18 protein-coding genes are annotated in these 15,962 nt (G+C 43.9%); all 18 read right to left on the reverse strand.

The genetic code is table 11. From position 1 onward, the window contains the following. Positions 1 to 3 precede the first annotated feature (3 nt). Positions 4 to 336 carry a hypothetical protein gene (locus tag AR383_RS04715; protein ID WP_055732095.1) on the reverse strand — a complete coding sequence of 111 codons (333 nt, stop codon included), beginning with the start codon at positions 334 to 336 and terminating at the stop codon, positions 4 to 6. Further along, positions 333 to 740, reverse strand: a complete 408-nt coding sequence (gene fliS, locus AR383_RS04720; RefSeq protein WP_055732096.1) for a flagellar export chaperone FliS — start codon at positions 738 to 740, stop codon at positions 333 to 335. Before fliS ends, AR383_RS04715 begins: the two co-directional genes overlap by 4 nt. Before the next feature lie 22 nt (positions 741 to 762). Beyond that, positions 763 to 2,226 carry a flagellar filament capping protein FliD gene (gene fliD, locus AR383_RS04725; protein WP_055732097.1) on the reverse strand — a complete coding sequence of 488 codons (1,464 nt, stop codon included), beginning with the start codon at positions 2,224 to 2,226 and terminating at the stop codon, positions 763 to 765. A gap of 23 nt (positions 2,227 to 2,249) precedes the next feature. Next, complete coding sequence (locus AR383_RS04730) at positions 2,250 to 2,702, reverse strand: flagellar protein FlaG (RefSeq protein WP_055732098.1); 453 nt, start codon at positions 2,700 to 2,702, stop codon at positions 2,250 to 2,252. Between the two features lie 75 nt (positions 2,703 to 2,777). Beyond that, on the reverse strand, positions 2,778 to 3,593 hold the full coding sequence (locus AR383_RS04735; protein ID WP_055732099.1) for a flagellin N-terminal helical domain-containing protein: 816 nt from the start codon (positions 3,591 to 3,593) through the stop codon (positions 2,778 to 2,780). Between the two features lie 608 nt (positions 3,594 to 4,201). Next, positions 4,202 to 5,020 carry a flagellin N-terminal helical domain-containing protein gene (locus AR383_RS04740; RefSeq protein WP_055732100.1) on the reverse strand — a complete coding sequence of 273 codons (819 nt, stop codon included), beginning with the start codon at positions 5,018 to 5,020 and terminating at the stop codon, positions 4,202 to 4,204. A 286-nt stretch (positions 5,021 to 5,306) separates the two neighbouring features. After that, a complete protein-coding gene (locus AR383_RS04745; RefSeq protein WP_055732101.1) occupies positions 5,307 to 5,720 on the reverse strand; it encodes a flagellin in 414 nt (137 codons plus the stop codon). Positions 5,721 to 5,761: 41 nt separating this feature from the next. After that, the gene (gene flgL / locus AR383_RS04750) at positions 5,762 to 6,517 is read right to left on the reverse strand and encodes a flagellar hook-associated protein FlgL (RefSeq protein ID WP_055732102.1); all 756 of its coding nucleotides are present in this window, start codon (positions 6,515 to 6,517) and stop codon (positions 5,762 to 5,764) included. Positions 6,518 to 6,524: 7 nt separating this feature from the next. Then, positions 6,525 to 8,501, reverse strand: a complete 1,977-nt coding sequence (flgK, locus tag AR383_RS04755) for a flagellar hook-associated protein FlgK (RefSeq protein ID WP_055732103.1) — start codon at positions 8,499 to 8,501, stop codon at positions 6,525 to 6,527. A gap of 6 nt (positions 8,502 to 8,507) precedes the next feature. After that, positions 8,508 to 9,518 carry a flagellar assembly peptidoglycan hydrolase FlgJ gene (gene flgJ, locus AR383_RS04760; RefSeq protein ID WP_055732104.1) on the reverse strand — a complete coding sequence of 337 codons (1,011 nt, stop codon included), beginning with the start codon at positions 9,516 to 9,518 and terminating at the stop codon, positions 8,508 to 8,510. Position 9,519: 1 nt separating this feature from the next. Then, on the reverse strand, positions 9,520 to 10,620 hold the full coding sequence (locus AR383_RS04765; protein WP_055732105.1) for a flagellar basal body P-ring protein FlgI: 1,101 nt from the start codon (positions 10,618 to 10,620) through the stop codon (positions 9,520 to 9,522). 25 nt (positions 10,621 to 10,645) lie between these two features. Further along, positions 10,646 to 11,320, reverse strand: a complete 675-nt coding sequence (flgH, locus tag AR383_RS04770) for a flagellar basal body L-ring protein FlgH (RefSeq protein ID WP_055732106.1) — start codon at positions 11,318 to 11,320, stop codon at positions 10,646 to 10,648. Positions 11,321 to 11,344: 24 nt separating this feature from the next. Then, the gene (gene flgG, locus AR383_RS04775; protein ID WP_055732107.1) at positions 11,345 to 12,133 is read right to left on the reverse strand and encodes a flagellar basal-body rod protein FlgG; all 789 of its coding nucleotides are present in this window, start codon (positions 12,131 to 12,133) and stop codon (positions 11,345 to 11,347) included. Between the two features lie 16 nt (positions 12,134 to 12,149). Next, a complete protein-coding gene (gene flgF / locus AR383_RS04780) occupies positions 12,150 to 12,896 on the reverse strand; it encodes a flagellar basal-body rod protein FlgF (protein WP_055732108.1) in 747 nt (248 codons plus the stop codon). Positions 12,897 to 13,048: 152 nt separating this feature from the next. Continuing rightward, positions 13,049 to 14,386, reverse strand: coding sequence for a flagellar hook protein FlgE (flgE, locus tag AR383_RS04785; RefSeq protein WP_055732109.1), 1,338 nt, complete (start codon positions 14,384 to 14,386; stop codon positions 13,049 to 13,051). Positions 14,387 to 14,418: 32 nt separating this feature from the next. Beyond that, on the reverse strand, positions 14,419 to 15,090 hold the full coding sequence (locus AR383_RS04790; protein ID WP_055732110.1) for a flagellar hook assembly protein FlgD: 672 nt from the start codon (positions 15,088 to 15,090) through the stop codon (positions 14,419 to 14,421). 10 nt (positions 15,091 to 15,100) lie between these two features. After that, complete coding sequence (flgC, locus tag AR383_RS04795; protein ID WP_055732111.1) at positions 15,101 to 15,520, reverse strand: flagellar basal body rod protein FlgC; 420 nt, start codon at positions 15,518 to 15,520, stop codon at positions 15,101 to 15,103. After that, entirely contained in the window at positions 15,520 to 15,915 is a 396-nt protein-coding gene (gene flgB, locus AR383_RS04800; protein ID WP_055732112.1) for a flagellar basal body rod protein FlgB, read from the reverse strand. The genes flgC and flgB overlap by 1 nt, the downstream gene beginning before the upstream one ends. Between the last annotated feature and the right edge of the window lie 47 nt (positions 15,916 to 15,962).

Here is a 15,962-nt window from a genome sequence, read left to right on the forward strand (position 1 = left end):
CTTTTAAGTGTTTGAAATATATGCCGAACGAACTTTCTTACCACGCCTAATTGAACCCAACTTCTGTTCAATCAAGTTTTTTTGCTTAGCAGCATGCTCTAAAACACGCTGTATCTCTTGAAGGTAATCGCTAATTAGCGTTCGATAAGAATCAGGCATAGCAATATCTATGGAGAAAAAAGACTTTATAGCGCTGTTATGCAGTCGAATGAGAGTGTCAATTTTCTTCAAATCAACATTTTCGCGCTCTAATTCAAGGCCTATTTGATCTAATATTTTATGGGCTTTTGATATTTTAGCGTCTAATTCTAGCTTATCACTTATACCCGAACTCATCGTTGTGTATAAGCTTCTGCTTTAGCCGAATCAGGGATCTGATCCCAAGCGGTCTTGATTGGTAAAAAAACTTCGATCACCTCTTCAATTAACTTAGCGTCATTGTTTCGGCTTGCTTCAGACAAGCGTTCTAGCATAAAGGCATACAAGTCATCGAGGTTGGTCGAAATATCTCCCCCCCTCTCATGATCGAGAGTGTTTTTTAACGAAGTGATAATAGAGGTTGCTTTTGCCATAGGTTTGGCTTTATTAGTGAGGTCATTACGTTCGATACAACCTTTAGCAACAGAAAGGTTTTCTAATGCTGCTTGCATTAAAATTTGCGTGATTTTATGAGGATCGGCGGTGGCTATTTGATCTTTAATACCCACCTGACGATATTGATTAATTCCGTGCTTATACATATTTGATTACTTCCCATAATAACTAACCTAATTGCCCCATAATATAAGACATTTGGTTATTAAGCGCGCCCATTGTTTGGTCAAAGGCCGTATATTTTGCTCGAAGTGTAGATTCGTACTCGTCCATACGCTCTTTTAGCGCAAGGTCAGCATGGTCAAGATCTCGTAGTTGTGACCTGGTCGAATCTTCTCGAGTAGCCAATACACCACCCGATTGCTCAAAACTTTCAACAAAACCGTAGAAAGTATCGACTACACCATTTTCCCCTGCAAAAATTTCGCCAAGTTTATCTAAGTCACCTTCAACCCAATCATTTAACTTTGACTCATCTAAGCTAAGTTTCCCGTCATTATCCATTTCTATGCCAAGCGCATAGAAGGTAGTAATGCGAGTTGCATCATCAGGGTCAGTGTAACCCGTGGTGCTCATACGCCCTAAGCTGTATTTCATAGAACGAAACATCGCGTCACCACTGAGCTCTTTTCGGTTGTTCTCTTCCCCTTCTAATACCTCTGTAGGCTTACTATATTTATCAATCGCACTAATAATTTTGTTATATGCGTCAACAAAGCTTTTTACACTCTCTACTGCAGCGCTATCGTTTGGTTTAACTTCCAAACTCGCGCTGGAGGTTGTCAAAGAATTGGCGGTAATGGTAATTCCACTGACAACATCTTTAAAGGTATTCGTGTCACTGGTAGCCTCAATCCCGTTTATCGAGATTTTGGCGTTAGAAGCACTTTCGGTAACTTGAACATCGGCAACCAAAGCATCTAAATCAGCATTTACTGCACCAGTAGAAGTAATTCGTAAATCATTAGGATTACCATTACTGGGATCGGCATCATCATCCGCTCCTGTTTTTGCTGAATCAAAAACCAAACGAGTTCCGGTACCTGTATTTACAAGGTTGGCGGTAACCCCGTAATTACCAGTGGCATTATTAATAGCGTCTCTCAAGTCAGACAAGCGCATACCTGCTGTCACTTCAACAGTAAAGCTTTCTTCATCTGCCCCGCTGCCCGCGGAAAAAGTAAGTTCACCGGCGTCAGTTGCAATCACCGTATTCGAAGCAGCATACTCCGTTTGGCCAGCCGCTCTAGACCCTTGAGCAACCGACAATACTTCAACGTCGTAACGACCATTCACAGCATCATCAGCTAATGAAACATTAAATGCACCGCTTGCAGAGCTACTTGGGTCGCTCGATTCATCATCATCTGCAGAAACACTTGATACTAGTGTTCCGTCTACGTAGGCAGAACGAGGGAAAAAAGTACTAGGCTCTTTAGCTTTATCCAAGATATCTTTGAACGCGCTCATCGCCGACTTCACCGCCCCGACAGCTGATAGAGTAACATCCAAAGTATCTCGCCGCTCTTGCAAACGAGCTTCTTGAGGCACTCGCATCGCTTCAATAGAAACTTCAATCAATGCTTCGAGATCTAAGCCACTACCAATACCTGCTGCTGTAATTCCACTCATTACGCTCACCTACATAGTAAAAACTAAACCAATTGATCGACAAATAAGCCAGTGGTCTCACCAATCGCATCCTGGAACTTTCTTAAGCGCTCTTCCAGCTGACGATATTCTTCACTAGGGATCTCCCTAATTAACTCATCAGTAGAACGATTCAAAACCGAAGTAAAAAACTGACCATCTCGCTCATCAACTACAAACTTCACATCTCGGTCTTGCACTTCCAAAATTTGATTAATCGACTTAACCACATCTTCAACCGATGCTTTATCTTGATCTTTCTCTACGCGTTCTGCCGCTTGCTGTTTCGCAGCCTCATTTTCTTCTAGAAGCGATTTTCGGGCCAACTCTATATTACTAGCAGGAAAAATAGAGTCTTCCGCGCCCTTAACCGGCTCAATTTGTTTCAGTTCTGGGCGTTCCGTCGCCGCTGCAGTAGAAGCAGAAAACGCCGTAATACTATTTACATTGCCTTCCATATCTGACTCCTTAAACGAAGCAAGCCACACCTAAGTATAAGTGCGGCTGCGTCTTTCTACCTACTAAAATTTTAACTATACGAGAGCTAGCGCAGCCTGTGGGCGTTGGTTTGCTTGAGCTAGAATTGAAGTACTAGTTTGTTGTAAAATCTGATTTTTAGTTAATTCTGCCGTTTCTTTGGCAAAATCAGTATCTTTAATTCGCGAACGAGCACCAGATACGTTTTCAGAAATATTCGATAAGTTACGAATTGTTGACTGGAATCGATTTTGAATCGCACCTAAATCAGCACGTTCAGCATCAACTTGTTTCAATGCAGAGTCAATTTTCGCCATCGCTGCAGAAGCTCCGCCCGCAGATGTAACACTGATAGCATCCACATCTAGACCAGCAGCAGTAATGGTTGTTCCAATCGCTACAGTAATTTTTTCACCCGCATTTGCACCTACTAAAAAGCTTGCATTATAACTTCCATCAAGCAAATTAGTTCCCCCGAAATTGGTAGTATCACCAACACGAGTAATCTCAGCTTTTAATTGACTAACTTCAGATTGAAGCGCTAAGCGGTCATCTGTGTTATTCACCCCGTCTTGAGACTGAACTGCTAGTACGCGCATGCGTTGTAGCATGGTGGTAACTTCATCCATTGCCCCTTCAGCGGTTTGCGCTACAGAGATACCATCTTGAGCATTCATTACCGCGCGATCCAAGCCTTGGATCTGTGAGGTCATGCGGTTTGAAATTTGTAGACCTGCTGCATCATCCTTAGCACTATTGATACGAAAACCAGAACTTAAACGCTGATAAGCAGTATCAAGGCCATTGCCAGAATTGTACAGTTGACGTTGTGCGTTCAATGACGACACATTACTATTTACGACTAATGCCATAATTTGAGCCTCCTAAATTAAAATCATCCTGACTTTTCTGAACCCATCAAGACAATTGACACCATATCTAAGTTGTTGAACCCTCGGCTGAACCTAACCAAGACAACTTTAAAATGGACCAAAGTTTTATTAACTTCAGTTTCTGTAGCGGCAGTAGTAAAGAAAGCTTTAGGAATTTTTTAAAAAAAGAGGAAAAAACTTGCCACCCTAGCGGCAAAGCCCGTCACCATGGGCCTTTAGCAACACACAAAATATTTTTAGCTAAGCATAAAACTAGATGCTGTATTTACCGATTAAACAAAATGGCCAAGTAGCTCACTAACAATTGTTCAAAAAAAACACTATAATTAGCGCCATAAACACGAAGTCAAAAAAACATCGAAAAATTTGGCACATACATTGCTTTATTTACAATGCAGTCTGAACCGCTGCGAAAAAATGGCCAAGCGTGCTATCCACACACTTGACCATGTCGCTCGAAACGATAGGAGATGAGAGCGAAACTAGAGCGCATTTTTATAATAAAGGAATTGAGCCTCCTAAAATAATCATCGCGCTTACTGCAGTCTGAGGACGGTGGATTGAACCCCCACCGTCCTTTCTTTTTATTATCCAAGTAGAGATAGTGCAGCCTGAGGACGTTGATTTGCTTGAGCCAAAATCGTAGTCGAGGTTTGTTGCAAGATCTGGTTCTTGGTCAAATTTGCAGTTTCTTTTGCAAAATCGGTATCTTTAATACGTGAACGAGCTGCTGTTACATTCTCCGAGATATTCGATAGATTGCGAATGGTAGATTGGAAACGGTTTTGTACCGCACCTAAGTTCGCACGTTCTTCATCAATCGCCTTCAGTGCCGAGTCAATTGCAGCCATCGCTGTACTCGCTCCTGCAGCAGAGGTAACAGATACAGTATTAATACCTAAACCAGTTTGAGTAACCGAGGTTGCAATAGAGACTTGAATGTTCTCACCGGCATTTGCCCCTACCAAGAAATTCGCACTATAAGAACCGTTGAGCAACGAAATGCCCCCAAACTTAGTGGTAGTTCCAACTCGGCTAATTTCTGCTTTTAATTGGCTTACTTCAGATTGAAGGGCAACACGGTCATCAGTATTATTCACACCATCTTGCGACTGAATCGCCAATACTCGCATACGTTGCAACATATTGGTTACTTCATCCATTGCACCTTCAGCAGTTTGCGCCACAGAAATACCATCTTGGGCATTCATTACTGCACGGTCTAAACCTTGAATTTGAGTAGTAAAACGGTTAGAAATTTGTAGACCAGCAGCATCGTCTTTCGCACTGTTAATACGGAAGCCAGATGACAAACGTTGGAATGCGGTATCTAAACCATTACCTGAGTTATAAAGTTGACGCTGTGCATTTATTGATGACACATTAGTATTAACATATAAAGCCATGATATTTCTCCTATCTATATTTAACCATTAATAGGTTTTAATTCTTGTCAGTTATTATTTTGTTTCTGACTTACCCTATTTAACGGCCTTACCTCAATAATCTTTAGCAATTTTTTTAATTTGTTTTAATTCATCTAAACTAAAAAGGGTGCTTCATTATTGAAGCACCCTTTTTAACGACAAATGAGAGAAAATCTTTAGCTTTTTATTAAAAATTTATCGAAACAAACAAATTAAAATCCCAAACAAGATCAGTTTATCGGCAAGCTTCCGATAAACTTTAATACTAAATATAATTAAATAAAGATAACTGACTCACCCGACTATAGGCAGCGTAGGAGGTATTCAAGGCTAGCTCTGCTTTTTGTAGGTCACTCACTGCCTCAGCAAAGTCCACTTCACTTAAGCTGGCACGTGAAGATTTATTCACAATATCCATAGACTGAGCGGCAGACTTAACTGAATCTAAGGCGTTACCGCGTGCACCAATTGAGCCTAGTGTTAAGCCGATCTTTTCCATAGCATTATCTAAACCTACAATGAAATCGTTCTGAGCCTCAGAAAAATCAACACCTTGTACAGTAGGGTCTTCTAAGGCGCGAATAAAGTCGCCCATCATATTAAATACATTTTCTTTAGTCGGCGGTGCCAATTCAAAACTTTCAGTAGCACCGGCTGCTCCGGTAACAGTAATAGCCAAACCGTTAAAGTTAATTGCCTGGCCATCAACATAATCACCAGTTACAGGGGCACCAAAGAAGCACCACCACTGTCTAATATTTCATAGGTATCAGGTGCACCAGCTGTTGTTTGTACCTGAAAGGTATTATTAGCAGGAGTAATTGGATCATAGTTTTGATTGTAAAATGAATCATAACTCCGTTGACTCTCTACAACAGTTGAAATATTGGCACTGGTATCGTTGGTTTTAAAACGTTCAAACACATTATCAAATACTTCTTTACCTGTATCATTACTTTGAATATAAACTGAACCAGAAACTTTTAATTCGTTTTCACCAGAATCCCCCTGGTAGGTATACTTACTTCCGTCATAAGCATAGGTTTGTTTATGCGTTTGAAAACCTGAAAAAACGTAACTACCATCAGCATTTTGGCTATTGGCAAAGTCCAACAATTGAGCTTGGATTTGTCTTAGCTCCTTAGCTAGGGAATCTCGTTCCGACTGACCATTAATGCCATCACCACTTTGAATGCCAAGAACCCTTGCTCGTTGCATGGCTGTGGTCATCCCTCCAAGTACCGATTCTTCAAAATTAAGCGCACTTTCTAATAGCGTACCATTTTTTAAATGCTGCTCAGTCAAGGTGATTTCAGTGCTCAAAAACATGGTTTTACTCATGTCAGAAGGACCGTCTGCCGAGGTGAGTAAACGCTTGTTGGTCATTAAATGCAGATTAGTTTTCTGCACTTGTTCTTGGCCATTAAGTACACCTTGCAAGGAATTTCGATATAGATTAATACTAGATACTCGCATACCTTAATTACCTCACTGAGCTTAATAGTGTTTGAAAGGTTTCTTGAGCGGCACTAATCACCTGTGCCGAGGCTGCATAAGCTTGTTGAAAGCGAATTAAATTGGACGCTTCTTCATCAAGGTTTACCCCCGATATGGAATTATGTCGCAGAGTGCTTTGTTCCAACAAAGAGCTTGCGGCGGCCGTCGCCACACGAGCTTCACTGGTTTTGCCACCAATAAAGCTCACTACGCTGGCATAAGCATCGTTCATGGTCATCTTATTATCACCACCAGTGGCCAAACTCTTTCTCACTAAGTCTTGTTGCTGTAAATCAACGAAACGTAGTGCGTTGTAGTTATCGTTAAAGCCTTCGGTATTGTAGCCCATGGTAAAAACATCGCCTTCCTGCACATCACCATCAATGTTAATGTCATAACCAGGGCTTAAGGCAGGTACCGCATTAGCAAACAACTGCTGACCACCACTAGATGCCGGCGCAGTAGCCATTAAAGTGCCGCTGCCATCATAGATCTCAAAATCGCCGGCGGCGTTAACCCTAACCTCTGCTGGACCATTTACGTCATATCCACCGGGTAAGGTGAAATCAGATGTTGCGGGGTCGGTGTCGTAGATGGAATCAATAGAAATTGCTGCATTACCGCGGTTATTTAACTCTGACTCCACTCTTATGGGAGATGCTAAAGCCAAACGCTCGGGCTGACTCATACTCACCGCCATGGCGGCCGCAGCATCGCGAGTCGGTTGAATAAGATGACGGTCGCCTGCGGCGAAAGGCCCCGCAGAAAAATCTAAATCTAAGCCATCGAGTTGAAAATTACTCGGCGGAATACTGCCACTAACAGCGGCTTCGATAGGCTGATCTCCTTCGTAGCGCTGAATTTCAAAGGTGGTGGCCGAAGTGAAAGTGACTCGATAATCATAGGGCGTCACCTCGCTGCCACTGCCAGGAATAAAAGAACCGCTAATAGCGCCTGCAGCGGTATTAGTAGAAAACTCTTTACCGCTAAAAGTAGGCAGGGTAAAAATATCACCACCAAGGTCACCATTTAAGTCCATTCCCAAGTGGTTTTGGCTGTTGAAAGCATCACTCATGGCTATCGATAGCTGACCAAGCTGATTACGGCTAGTATCTAAAGTCGTTTTACGATATTCCATTAAACCGCCCACTGTAGAACCAATATCTTCGCGGCCAATAATGCGAGCAGAGCCAGACAAGGACAAAGTCATTTCTTTTTGAGTGGTATCGGGGTCACCGTCAGCTACTGCCAAAATAGCCTTATCATCTTGTAAAACCAAGGCTTGGCCAGAGCGCATAAATACCAAGGTGGAGCCGTCATCTTGGGCAATAGTGTTAATATCCACCAGTTCGGCTAACTCTTTAATCGCTTGGTCGCGTTTATCTGCCAGTGTCGCGACTTTACCATCTAAAGGATTAAGGCCACCGGCAGAGATGATTTCTTTATTAATTTCAGCGATATTGGTAATTAGCGCATTGGCCTCGTTCACTTTTTCAGTGATGTCTTGGCTGAGGTTTTTTTCTTGAATTTGATACTGTTCGTTCAGCGTACGGTAGCGCTCAGTTAAGGCATTGAATTGAGAAAGCGCCAATTCACGAGTAGATAGTGCAGTAGGGTTATCTGTAGTGGCGTGCAATTGAGTAAAGGTATCATCAAACTTGCTACTTAAGGCCAAGGCATCATCACTTAAAATCGTGTCGATGTAACTCACCGATTCTAAATAGGCATTACGGTTAGCTAAGGTTGAAGTATCACGGAACATCTGCGCTTGAGCGAAGCCATTGAGTACTCGCTCGGTATAACCTTCGCGTAAGCCGCCGAGCACATCAGCTGTATAAAAAGTGCGCTGTAAGCTGTAACCCGGTGTATTAACGTTGGCAATGTTATTACCGGTGGTCATCAATAAACGTTGATGTGCAGCAATACCAGAGGAGCCAATGGTTAATAAGTCATTCATTGCCATCTATTGTTACTCCCCTTCCACCAGTTCGTCACGAAATTCTGAAAAATGCTGGCTATCCAAAATTTGACCAATTTTATTGGCATACTGCGGATCGGTTGCATAACCCGCCGCTTGCAATTCTTTGGCGTATTGCTTGGCATCATGGCCTTGTGCGAGGGCTTGTTGATAACGAGGCCCCTCAACAAACGATAGGTAGTCTTTAACACTTTCTTCAAATGAAGAGTAAGAACGAAAAGCGGCCTGCTCTCGACGGGCTTGTCCATCTCGATACTCTAAAGTGCTTACCACAGCTTTATCTCCTTGCCAGCGACTATCTGCTTTAATGCCAAATAAATTGTAACTGCTAGAACCATCTCGATTGGCGATGACCTTTTTACCCCAGCCCGACTCTAGTGCTGCCTGAGCGACAATCGCTAAGGGTTCGATGCCTTTTTCTGCGGCCCATTTCTTAGCTACCGGTAAAATCGTCTCAATAAAGGCAGCAGGAGAGGCAAAACTTTGCCGTTTTTCTGTGGCACTATTTGCCTCTAATTCAGGGCTAGCTGATAATTTGGGCTTTTTCGCTAAAGTTTTACTTTCATCAGCCGTTACCCTAGTCGATAGAGCAATATTCTTGCCATTTTCACTTTCTGCCTGAGAAGAACGTTTTTGCAAATCAATGTTTTGCCCACCACGAAGCACCGAAGCCGGTGTAACGTTCGCAGCAGCAGGATTTAACTGAGCCACAATCAGGTCGGCTAGACCTAAAGCCCCCGACGATGACAACTCTAAGGCCATTTGATTGTCATGCATGTCACGATAAGTTTGGGTATGGCGGTTATTTAAAGGTGAATCACTCTCAAATAAGGCATTACTTTTACGCATCTGCTTCATTAGCATTTGCATAAACAAAGACTCAAATTGGCTAGCAACCTGCTTTAAAGCTTTGTTGGGATCCTTTTGCGCAGCACTTCGCAACTCATCCAGACTGGCTAAATCGTGATAATTTGCTGATTGTTTGACTGCATCCATCGCCATATTAAATCACCAATAACTCGCCTTGGATGGCGCCAGCTTGTTTCAGCGCCTCCAAAATAGAGACCAAGTCGCCCGGAGCCACCCCTACTCGGTTTACCGCACGCACAAGGTCATCCAAAGACGCACCGGGGTCAAAATTAAACATACGGGAGTCTTCTTGAGTCGCTTCAATGGTGCTTACAGTGGTTTGTACCGTCTCTCCATCTGAGAATGGATTAGGCTGAGAAATCACCGGGGTTTCTGAAATTTTCACGGTTAAACCACCGTGGGTAATGGCGGCAGGCAACAAGCGAACATCTTTGCCAATCACAATGGTACCGGTTCGTGAGTTAACAATAATCTTGGCCGATTCTGAAGCAGGCTCAAAACTCAAGTTTTCCAAAGTCGATAAATAAGCCACTCGCTGACCGGGATCTCGAGGAGCAAATACTTGTACCGAAGCGGCATCCATTGGCGTTGCTGTATTAGGGCCAACCAGATTGTTGATAGTATCGGCTAAACGTTTAGCGGTGGTAAAATCAGAACGTTTCAAATTGAAGGTAATGGTATCACCGCTCATAAAGGGCGAAGGCACCGCGCGTTCAACAATGGCACCATTGGGAATGCGCCCCACTGTAGGGGTATTAGAAATAACTTTAGAGCCATCGGCCCCTTCAGCGCCAAAACCGCCCACCACTAAACTGCCCTGTGCTAGCGCATAAACTTCACCATCAGCACCTTTTAAAAAGGTTTGAATTAAGCTGCCGCCGCGCAAGCTTTTGGCTTCACCAATGGCCGATACCGTGATGTCAATAGTTTGACCCGGCTTAACAAAGGCCGGAAGCTCAGCGTGTACCGCCACTGGCGCCACGTTTTTAATTTTTAGGTTAGTACCCGGAGGCACAGTAATGCCGAAGTTACGTAACATGGTGGCGAAAGACTGCTTAGCAAAATCACTGTTCTTTTCACCAGTGCCGGGTAAACCCACCACTAAACCGTAGCCCGTTAATTGGTTAGAGCGCACGCCAGCCACATTAGCCACATCTTTTACTCGTGCGGCACTAGCAGTATTCGCCAACACAGACAAACCGAAAATCAATACAAAAATGCTACGCTTCAACATGGCGCTACTCCTCAACGTTTAGGCTTCAAAAAGGCCAAACTGGGCCATTAAAGAATTTAGACAACCACCCCTGCTCGGTGGTATTAGCAAAGTCCCCGGTGCCACCGTACTGAATACGAGCATTGGCAATACGCAACGAGGTAATGGTGTTATCAGGTGACACGTCTTCTGGGCGAATAATACCGGTAAGCCGAATGTACTCGTTGCCGTTATTCAACATTAACCATTTCTCGCCACTGATGATTAGATTGCCGTTAGCCAATACGCGAATTACATTTACCGAAATATTGCCGTTCAAGCTGTTACTTTGAGCAGCATCGGCTGCACCAGCAAAGGCACTACTTTGGCCAAGACCTAATTCTATGGGGTTACCACCAATGGTAGCCACTCCGCCTGGAACGGTGATTTGATCGAGATTGAAATTCTTGTCTTTAGCTAAATCATTACTGGCTGACTTACTGGCTTGGGTTCGCTCAGCCAAGTTCACTACAATAATGTCACCCACTCGGTGGGCCTTTTTGTCAGAATACAAGTTGTTTGCCTGATCTTGGGCAAATAACGAACCGGTTATTTTCGCTTCAACGGGCACTTCTTCTGGATAAACTGGGGCAAACTCAGGGTCATCTGGCACCACTGCGGTATTCATACTGGCGCATCCGGCGATTGCCAAACAGCTTGCGATTACTAATAGTTTATTCATGAACTATCCCTCTCTACGTCTTATCTACAGTTGCTGCGTTGCGAAGTTCAACATTTGGTCTACTGTAGAAATCACTTTAGAGTTCATTTCGTAAACACGCTGTGCTTCAATCAAGTTAACCAACTCTTCGGTTACGTTAACGTTGGAGGTTTCCAGCGAGCCTTGACGAATCGCGCCCAAACCATTTTCAGCAGCAATACCATTTTGTGGGGCGCCACTGGCTCCCGTTTCCAAATAGAGGTTTTGACCGCGAGGCTCTAAACCCGATGGATTAACGAAATCGGTAATAGTGATTTGACCAATGACTTGGCTATCGGTTTGTCCCGGTAAGCGGACACTCACTTCACCATCTTCACCCACAGTAAAGCTTTGCGCATCTTCTGGCACTTGAATTTCAGGTTGCAAAGGGTAACCCGCACCAGGGGTAACAATGGTGCCTTCATCATTTAGACCAAATTGGCCATTGCGGGTATAAGCGGTGGTGCCATCAGGCATCAGTACTTCAAAAAAACCGCGCCCATCAATCATCAAATCAAAGGCATTGTCAGTGGTTTGCACATTGCCTTGCTCATGGTTTTTTTGAGTGGCGATCACCTTGGCACCGGCACCAATCATCAAACCCGAGGGCATGCGAGTATTCTGAGAAGAACGTCCGCCAGGTTGATTGATAGTTTGGTAAAGCAAATCTTCAAACACCGCTCGACTTTTCTTATACCCCACCGTACTGGCATTGGCTAAGTTGTTAGAAATAACCGATACGTTGGTTTGTTGGGCATCTAGGCCGGTTTTACTGATCCATAACGCGGGATGCATAATACGCTCCTTATTCCTAACTTAATCGCAACAGATTGTTGGTAGCTTTATCGTTGTCTTCAGCCGCTTTCATCATTTTGATTTGCATTTCAAATTGACGCTGCATGCTGATCATATGTGTCATCTCTTGCACTGGATTAACGTTACTGCTTTCCAGCGCGCCCTTTACCAACTCAACAGTGGCATCAGCTTGATAAGCTTGGCCGGAGGTTGAGCGAAACAGACCATCGTTACCTTTGGTTAAATCACCAGCAAAAGGCTTACTCAATTTAATTCGACCGATTTCTTCTAAGGCGTCCGCAGGTGCCCCTTCGGGACGAATTTCAATAGTGCCATCTTCATTTATTTCTAGCTTTTCGAGAGGAAGAGGAATAACGATCGGCCCACCTTGGTCACCCAGCACCGCCTGCCCTTGCATGGTTTGTAGTACCCCTGCAGCAGACACGGTAAAATTACCATTGCGGGTTAAGGCTTCTTGGCCGTCTTTATCCTGAACAGAAATCCAACCCTCACCTTTGATCGCAACATCTAAATCTCGGCCGGTAGTTTTAAGTAGGCCATCGCCAAAATTCTGAGTTGGGCGTTCAGTCATCGCAAATACTCGAGACGGCATGCCAGGGCCAAATGCCTGCATTGCACGCGCGTTCTCGATGTCGGCCTTAAAGCCAGTAGTATTAGCGTTTGCTAAGTTATTACCGCGAACCGCAAGAGAATTCATATTCTGCTTGGCGCCGGTCATCGATATATAAAGTAGTTGGTCCATTTCTTTTCCTTCGTCAATTAGCTGACTCAATAGATTTAACAGCAAATATAATGCCAAAGAAGAAAAACGGTTTTACGAAGAAGATAAACAGCAATAAAATAAATAAACTAAAAAGGCAGCCTAAGCTGCCTTTTTTAATTCAGAGCGCTTAATTAACGGATCTGAATAATGGTTTGCTGTAGCGTTGAGTTAACTTCTAAAGCACGGGAGTTAGCTTGGAAGTTACGCTGAGCACTAATCAAGTTAACTAGCTGTTCGGTCAAGTTAACGTTGGCCTGCTCTAACGAGGCAGAGTTAATCTTACCAAAGGTGCCTGAGTTAGCTTCCCCGGCAATCGCTTCACCACTCAATTGAGTTTGTTGCCACGAAGTATCGCCAATTTGCGACAGACCTTGGTTGTTGGCAAATTTGGCAATCGCCACCTTCGCAATATTGTCGGTTTGGCCATTACTGTATGACGCCACCACTAAACCATCGGGACCAATATCAATACCGGTCAATTTACCTACAGTAGAACCATCTTGCGACAAGCTAGATACTTCAAAGGCCGAGTTATATTGGGTTGGGCCATTTAAGTTAAAAGTAATGGTTTGAGTTGGGTCAACTGAGCCCGTTACTGGATCCCAAACACCACCGGGGCCGTTTGGTGGCGCAGTACCCAAAGCGACGGTTTCAATAATCAACGGCGTCGTTGAGGCCAAAGCACCAGAGTTGTCAAAGGTTAAGGTCGCCGATCTGGGGATACTTGGGTTGGCATTACCAGCATTAGGGGTATGTGCCGTACCGCCAGCCACATCTACCGGTTTGCCGTCGATGTAAATTAACTTATGCCAAGTATTGGCGTTCGTATCATCTTTAATAAAGAAAGTTTCAGCAACATGCGAACCACCTTGCGAATCGTATACTGTCACCGACGTCGCTGAGGTATAAGTATTACTATCTGTTGGGTCAAAATCTCCGATGTCATGAGTACTGCCGCTAGAAGGCAAATTAAAGCTCATATCTACCTTACCCGTCATCGTCGGATTACCCACTTCAGCGCTAATTTGAATGGCGTTAGTGGCCGCCATACTCACAGCTGATGGGGTGCCACTATTATTCACGGTGTAACCTTGTAAGTATTGGCCCTGAGAGTTAACAATGAAGTTATCAGCATTTAATTTAAACGCCCCAGCACGAGTAAACTCTCGAGTTTGGGTGGTTAAATCCGATGCAGTAACAAAGAAACCTTCTCCACTAATGGCCATATCTAAGGCATTCTGAGTAAAGTTCAAGCTTCCTTGGTGAAATTGTTGGGCAACATCCACGGTTTTCACCCCGTTACCCACTGCGGTACGAGCATTAGAGAAAATCGATGTGGCATAGACATCGGCAAACTCTGCTCGCGACTCTTTAAAACCAATGGTATTGACGTTAGCAATGTTGTTCGCTGTAACGTCAAGATCCTTTTGCGAGGCATTGATGCCGCTTAGCGCGATATTAAATGACATCTCTCAATCTCCTATCGTTTTACTATTCTTTGTTAGGCTTTGGATACTTCTAAGACATCGCTCATAGCAATGCCGCCCAAACCTTCTAAATTAACCACTACACCAGATGTTCCACCAGCAAGACTGACACTCCCAACGTTGGCATAAGTGGCGGTTGGTAGGCTAATTTCTTTGCCCCCTTGAACCCCATTTACTTTAATGTTGTAGGTGCCTTCTGGCAGAGGCTCCCCATTAGAATCAGTACCATCCCATGAGAAAGGCATATTGCCGCTCCCTTCCCCTAGTTCGATGACTTTCACCGTTTCTCCTGCGGCATTCTCAACAGTCACTTTGACATTAGTGGCAGCAGCATTAGTCACCGCTACACCATCAAAACCCTGGCCTGAGTTATATCCGTAATCTAGAGGAACCAAGACTTTTTGCCCCACTAAGGTCGACGCTTGCAGGGCTGCCGATGAATTCATAATGGAATTCATGGTGTCAAATTTAGTGCCTAGTTCAGCAATACCTTCAGAGGTTTGAAATGATGCCATCTGCGCAATCATTTCTGCATTATCAACCGGCTTACTTGGGTCTTGGTACTGCAACTGCGTGGTTAACAAGGCGAAAAAGTCTTCTTGTCCTAAGGACTGATTGTTGTTGCTTTCAGGAACAACCGACTCAGGCTGCCAGTAATTATTTTGTAGTGGATTAATCGTAGACACAGGCTATTCCTTAACTTTTACCCAAGTTGAGCGTGCTATTTAGCATTTGCTTGGCGGCTTCGGTGACTTGCACATTGGCTTGATAAGAACGTGAAGCACTCATCATGTCTGCCATTTCTTCAATCACATTCACATTAGGTTTGAAGATATAGCCTTCTTCATTCGCCAGCGGGTGTTCTGGGTAATATTCTTTACGTAAAGGAGCATCAGACTCCACAATTCCAGCCACTTTAACTTGTGCAGACTCTAGCTGCCCCTGGCTAGCTTTAGTTAATTCGGCGGCAAATACCGGTTTTCTGGCTCGATAAGTTTGATCAACACTCGAACTAATACTATCGGCATTAGCAAGGTTACTGGCCGTGGTATTCAAACGAACCGACTGTGCTTTCATGGCCGAGGCCGTAATATCAAAAACATTAAAAAAGCTCATTATTGCCCCTTAATTGCCTTGCGCAATCCACTAAATTTGCTCGACAAAAAGTTAATTCCCGCTTGGTACTCAAGGCCATTCTGCATGAAAGCTGTTTTCTCTTTTTGCACGTCAACGGTATTTCCGTCGCCAGTATCGGCCTGGTCTGGCACTCTAAAGCCCAACTCCGAAAACTGATTGCGCCCAGCTTGAATGTGACGTTGATTAGTCACTTGCATAGCGCCACTCTGTTTGCTTTTAGCAGCAGCAAAAGCCTTATTAAAATCAATATCTCGTGCTTTATAGTTGGGTGTGTCCGCATTGGCGATATTACTTGCTATGACTTCAGAGCGACGAGCTCTAACGCCAACGGTATGTTGATGAACGCCTAAAGCTTTATCGAAAGTAATTGCCATATACACCTCACTATAATTTTCACAAAAATTAATTTGCAAAAGCTATG

This window comes from Agarivorans gilvus, from assembly GCF_001420915.1.
Lineage (GTDB): Bacteria > Pseudomonadota > Gammaproteobacteria > Enterobacterales > Celerinatantimonadaceae > Agarivorans > Agarivorans gilvus.

Coding starts and splice junctions, on each gene's coding strand:
- AR383_RS04715 (WP_055732095.1), bottom strand. CDS start 336: ATGAGTTCGGGTATAAGTGATAAGCTAGAATTAGACGCTAAAATATCA.
- fliS (WP_055732096.1), bottom strand. CDS start 740: ATGTATAAGCACGGAATTAATCAATATCGTCAGGTGGGTATTAAAGAT.
- fliD (WP_055732097.1), bottom strand. CDS start 2,226: ATGAGTGGAATTACAGCAGCAGGTATTGGTAGTGGCTTAGATCTCGAA.
- AR383_RS04730 (WP_055732098.1), bottom strand. CDS start 2,702: ATGGAAGGCAATGTAAATAGTATTACGGCGTTTTCTGCTTCTACTGCA.
- AR383_RS04735 (WP_055732099.1), bottom strand. CDS start 3,593: ATGGCATTAGTCGTAAATAGTAATGTGTCGTCATTGAACGCACAACGT.
- AR383_RS04740 (WP_055732100.1), bottom strand. CDS start 5,020: ATGGCTTTATATGTTAATACTAATGTGTCATCAATAAATGCACAGCGT.
- flgL (WP_055732102.1), bottom strand. CDS start 6,517: ATGCGAGTATCTAGTATTAATCTATATCGAAATTCCTTGCAAGGTGTA.
- flgK (WP_055732103.1), bottom strand. CDS start 8,501: ATGGCAATGAATGACTTATTAACCATTGGCTCCTCTGGTATTGCTGCA.
- flgJ (WP_055732104.1), bottom strand. CDS start 9,518: ATGGCGATGGATGCAGTCAAACAATCAGCAAATTATCACGATTTAGCC.
- AR383_RS04765 (WP_055732105.1), bottom strand. CDS start 10,620: ATGTTGAAGCGTAGCATTTTTGTATTGATTTTCGGTTTGTCTGTGTTG.
- flgH (WP_055732106.1), bottom strand. CDS start 11,320: ATGAATAAACTATTAGTAATCGCAAGCTGTTTGGCAATCGCCGGATGC.
- flgG (WP_055732107.1), bottom strand. CDS start 12,133: ATGCATCCCGCGTTATGGATCAGTAAAACCGGCCTAGATGCCCAACAA.
- flgF (WP_055732108.1), bottom strand. CDS start 12,896: ATGGACCAACTACTTTATATATCGATGACCGGCGCCAAGCAGAATATG.
- flgE (WP_055732109.1), bottom strand. CDS start 14,386: ATGTCATTTAATATCGCGCTAAGCGGCATCAATGCCTCGCAAAAGGAT.
- flgC (WP_055732111.1), bottom strand. CDS start 15,520: ATGAGCTTTTTTAATGTTTTTGATATTACGGCCTCGGCCATGAAAGCA.
- flgB (WP_055732112.1), bottom strand. CDS start 15,915: ATGGCAATTACTTTCGATAAAGCTTTAGGCGTTCATCAACATACCGTT.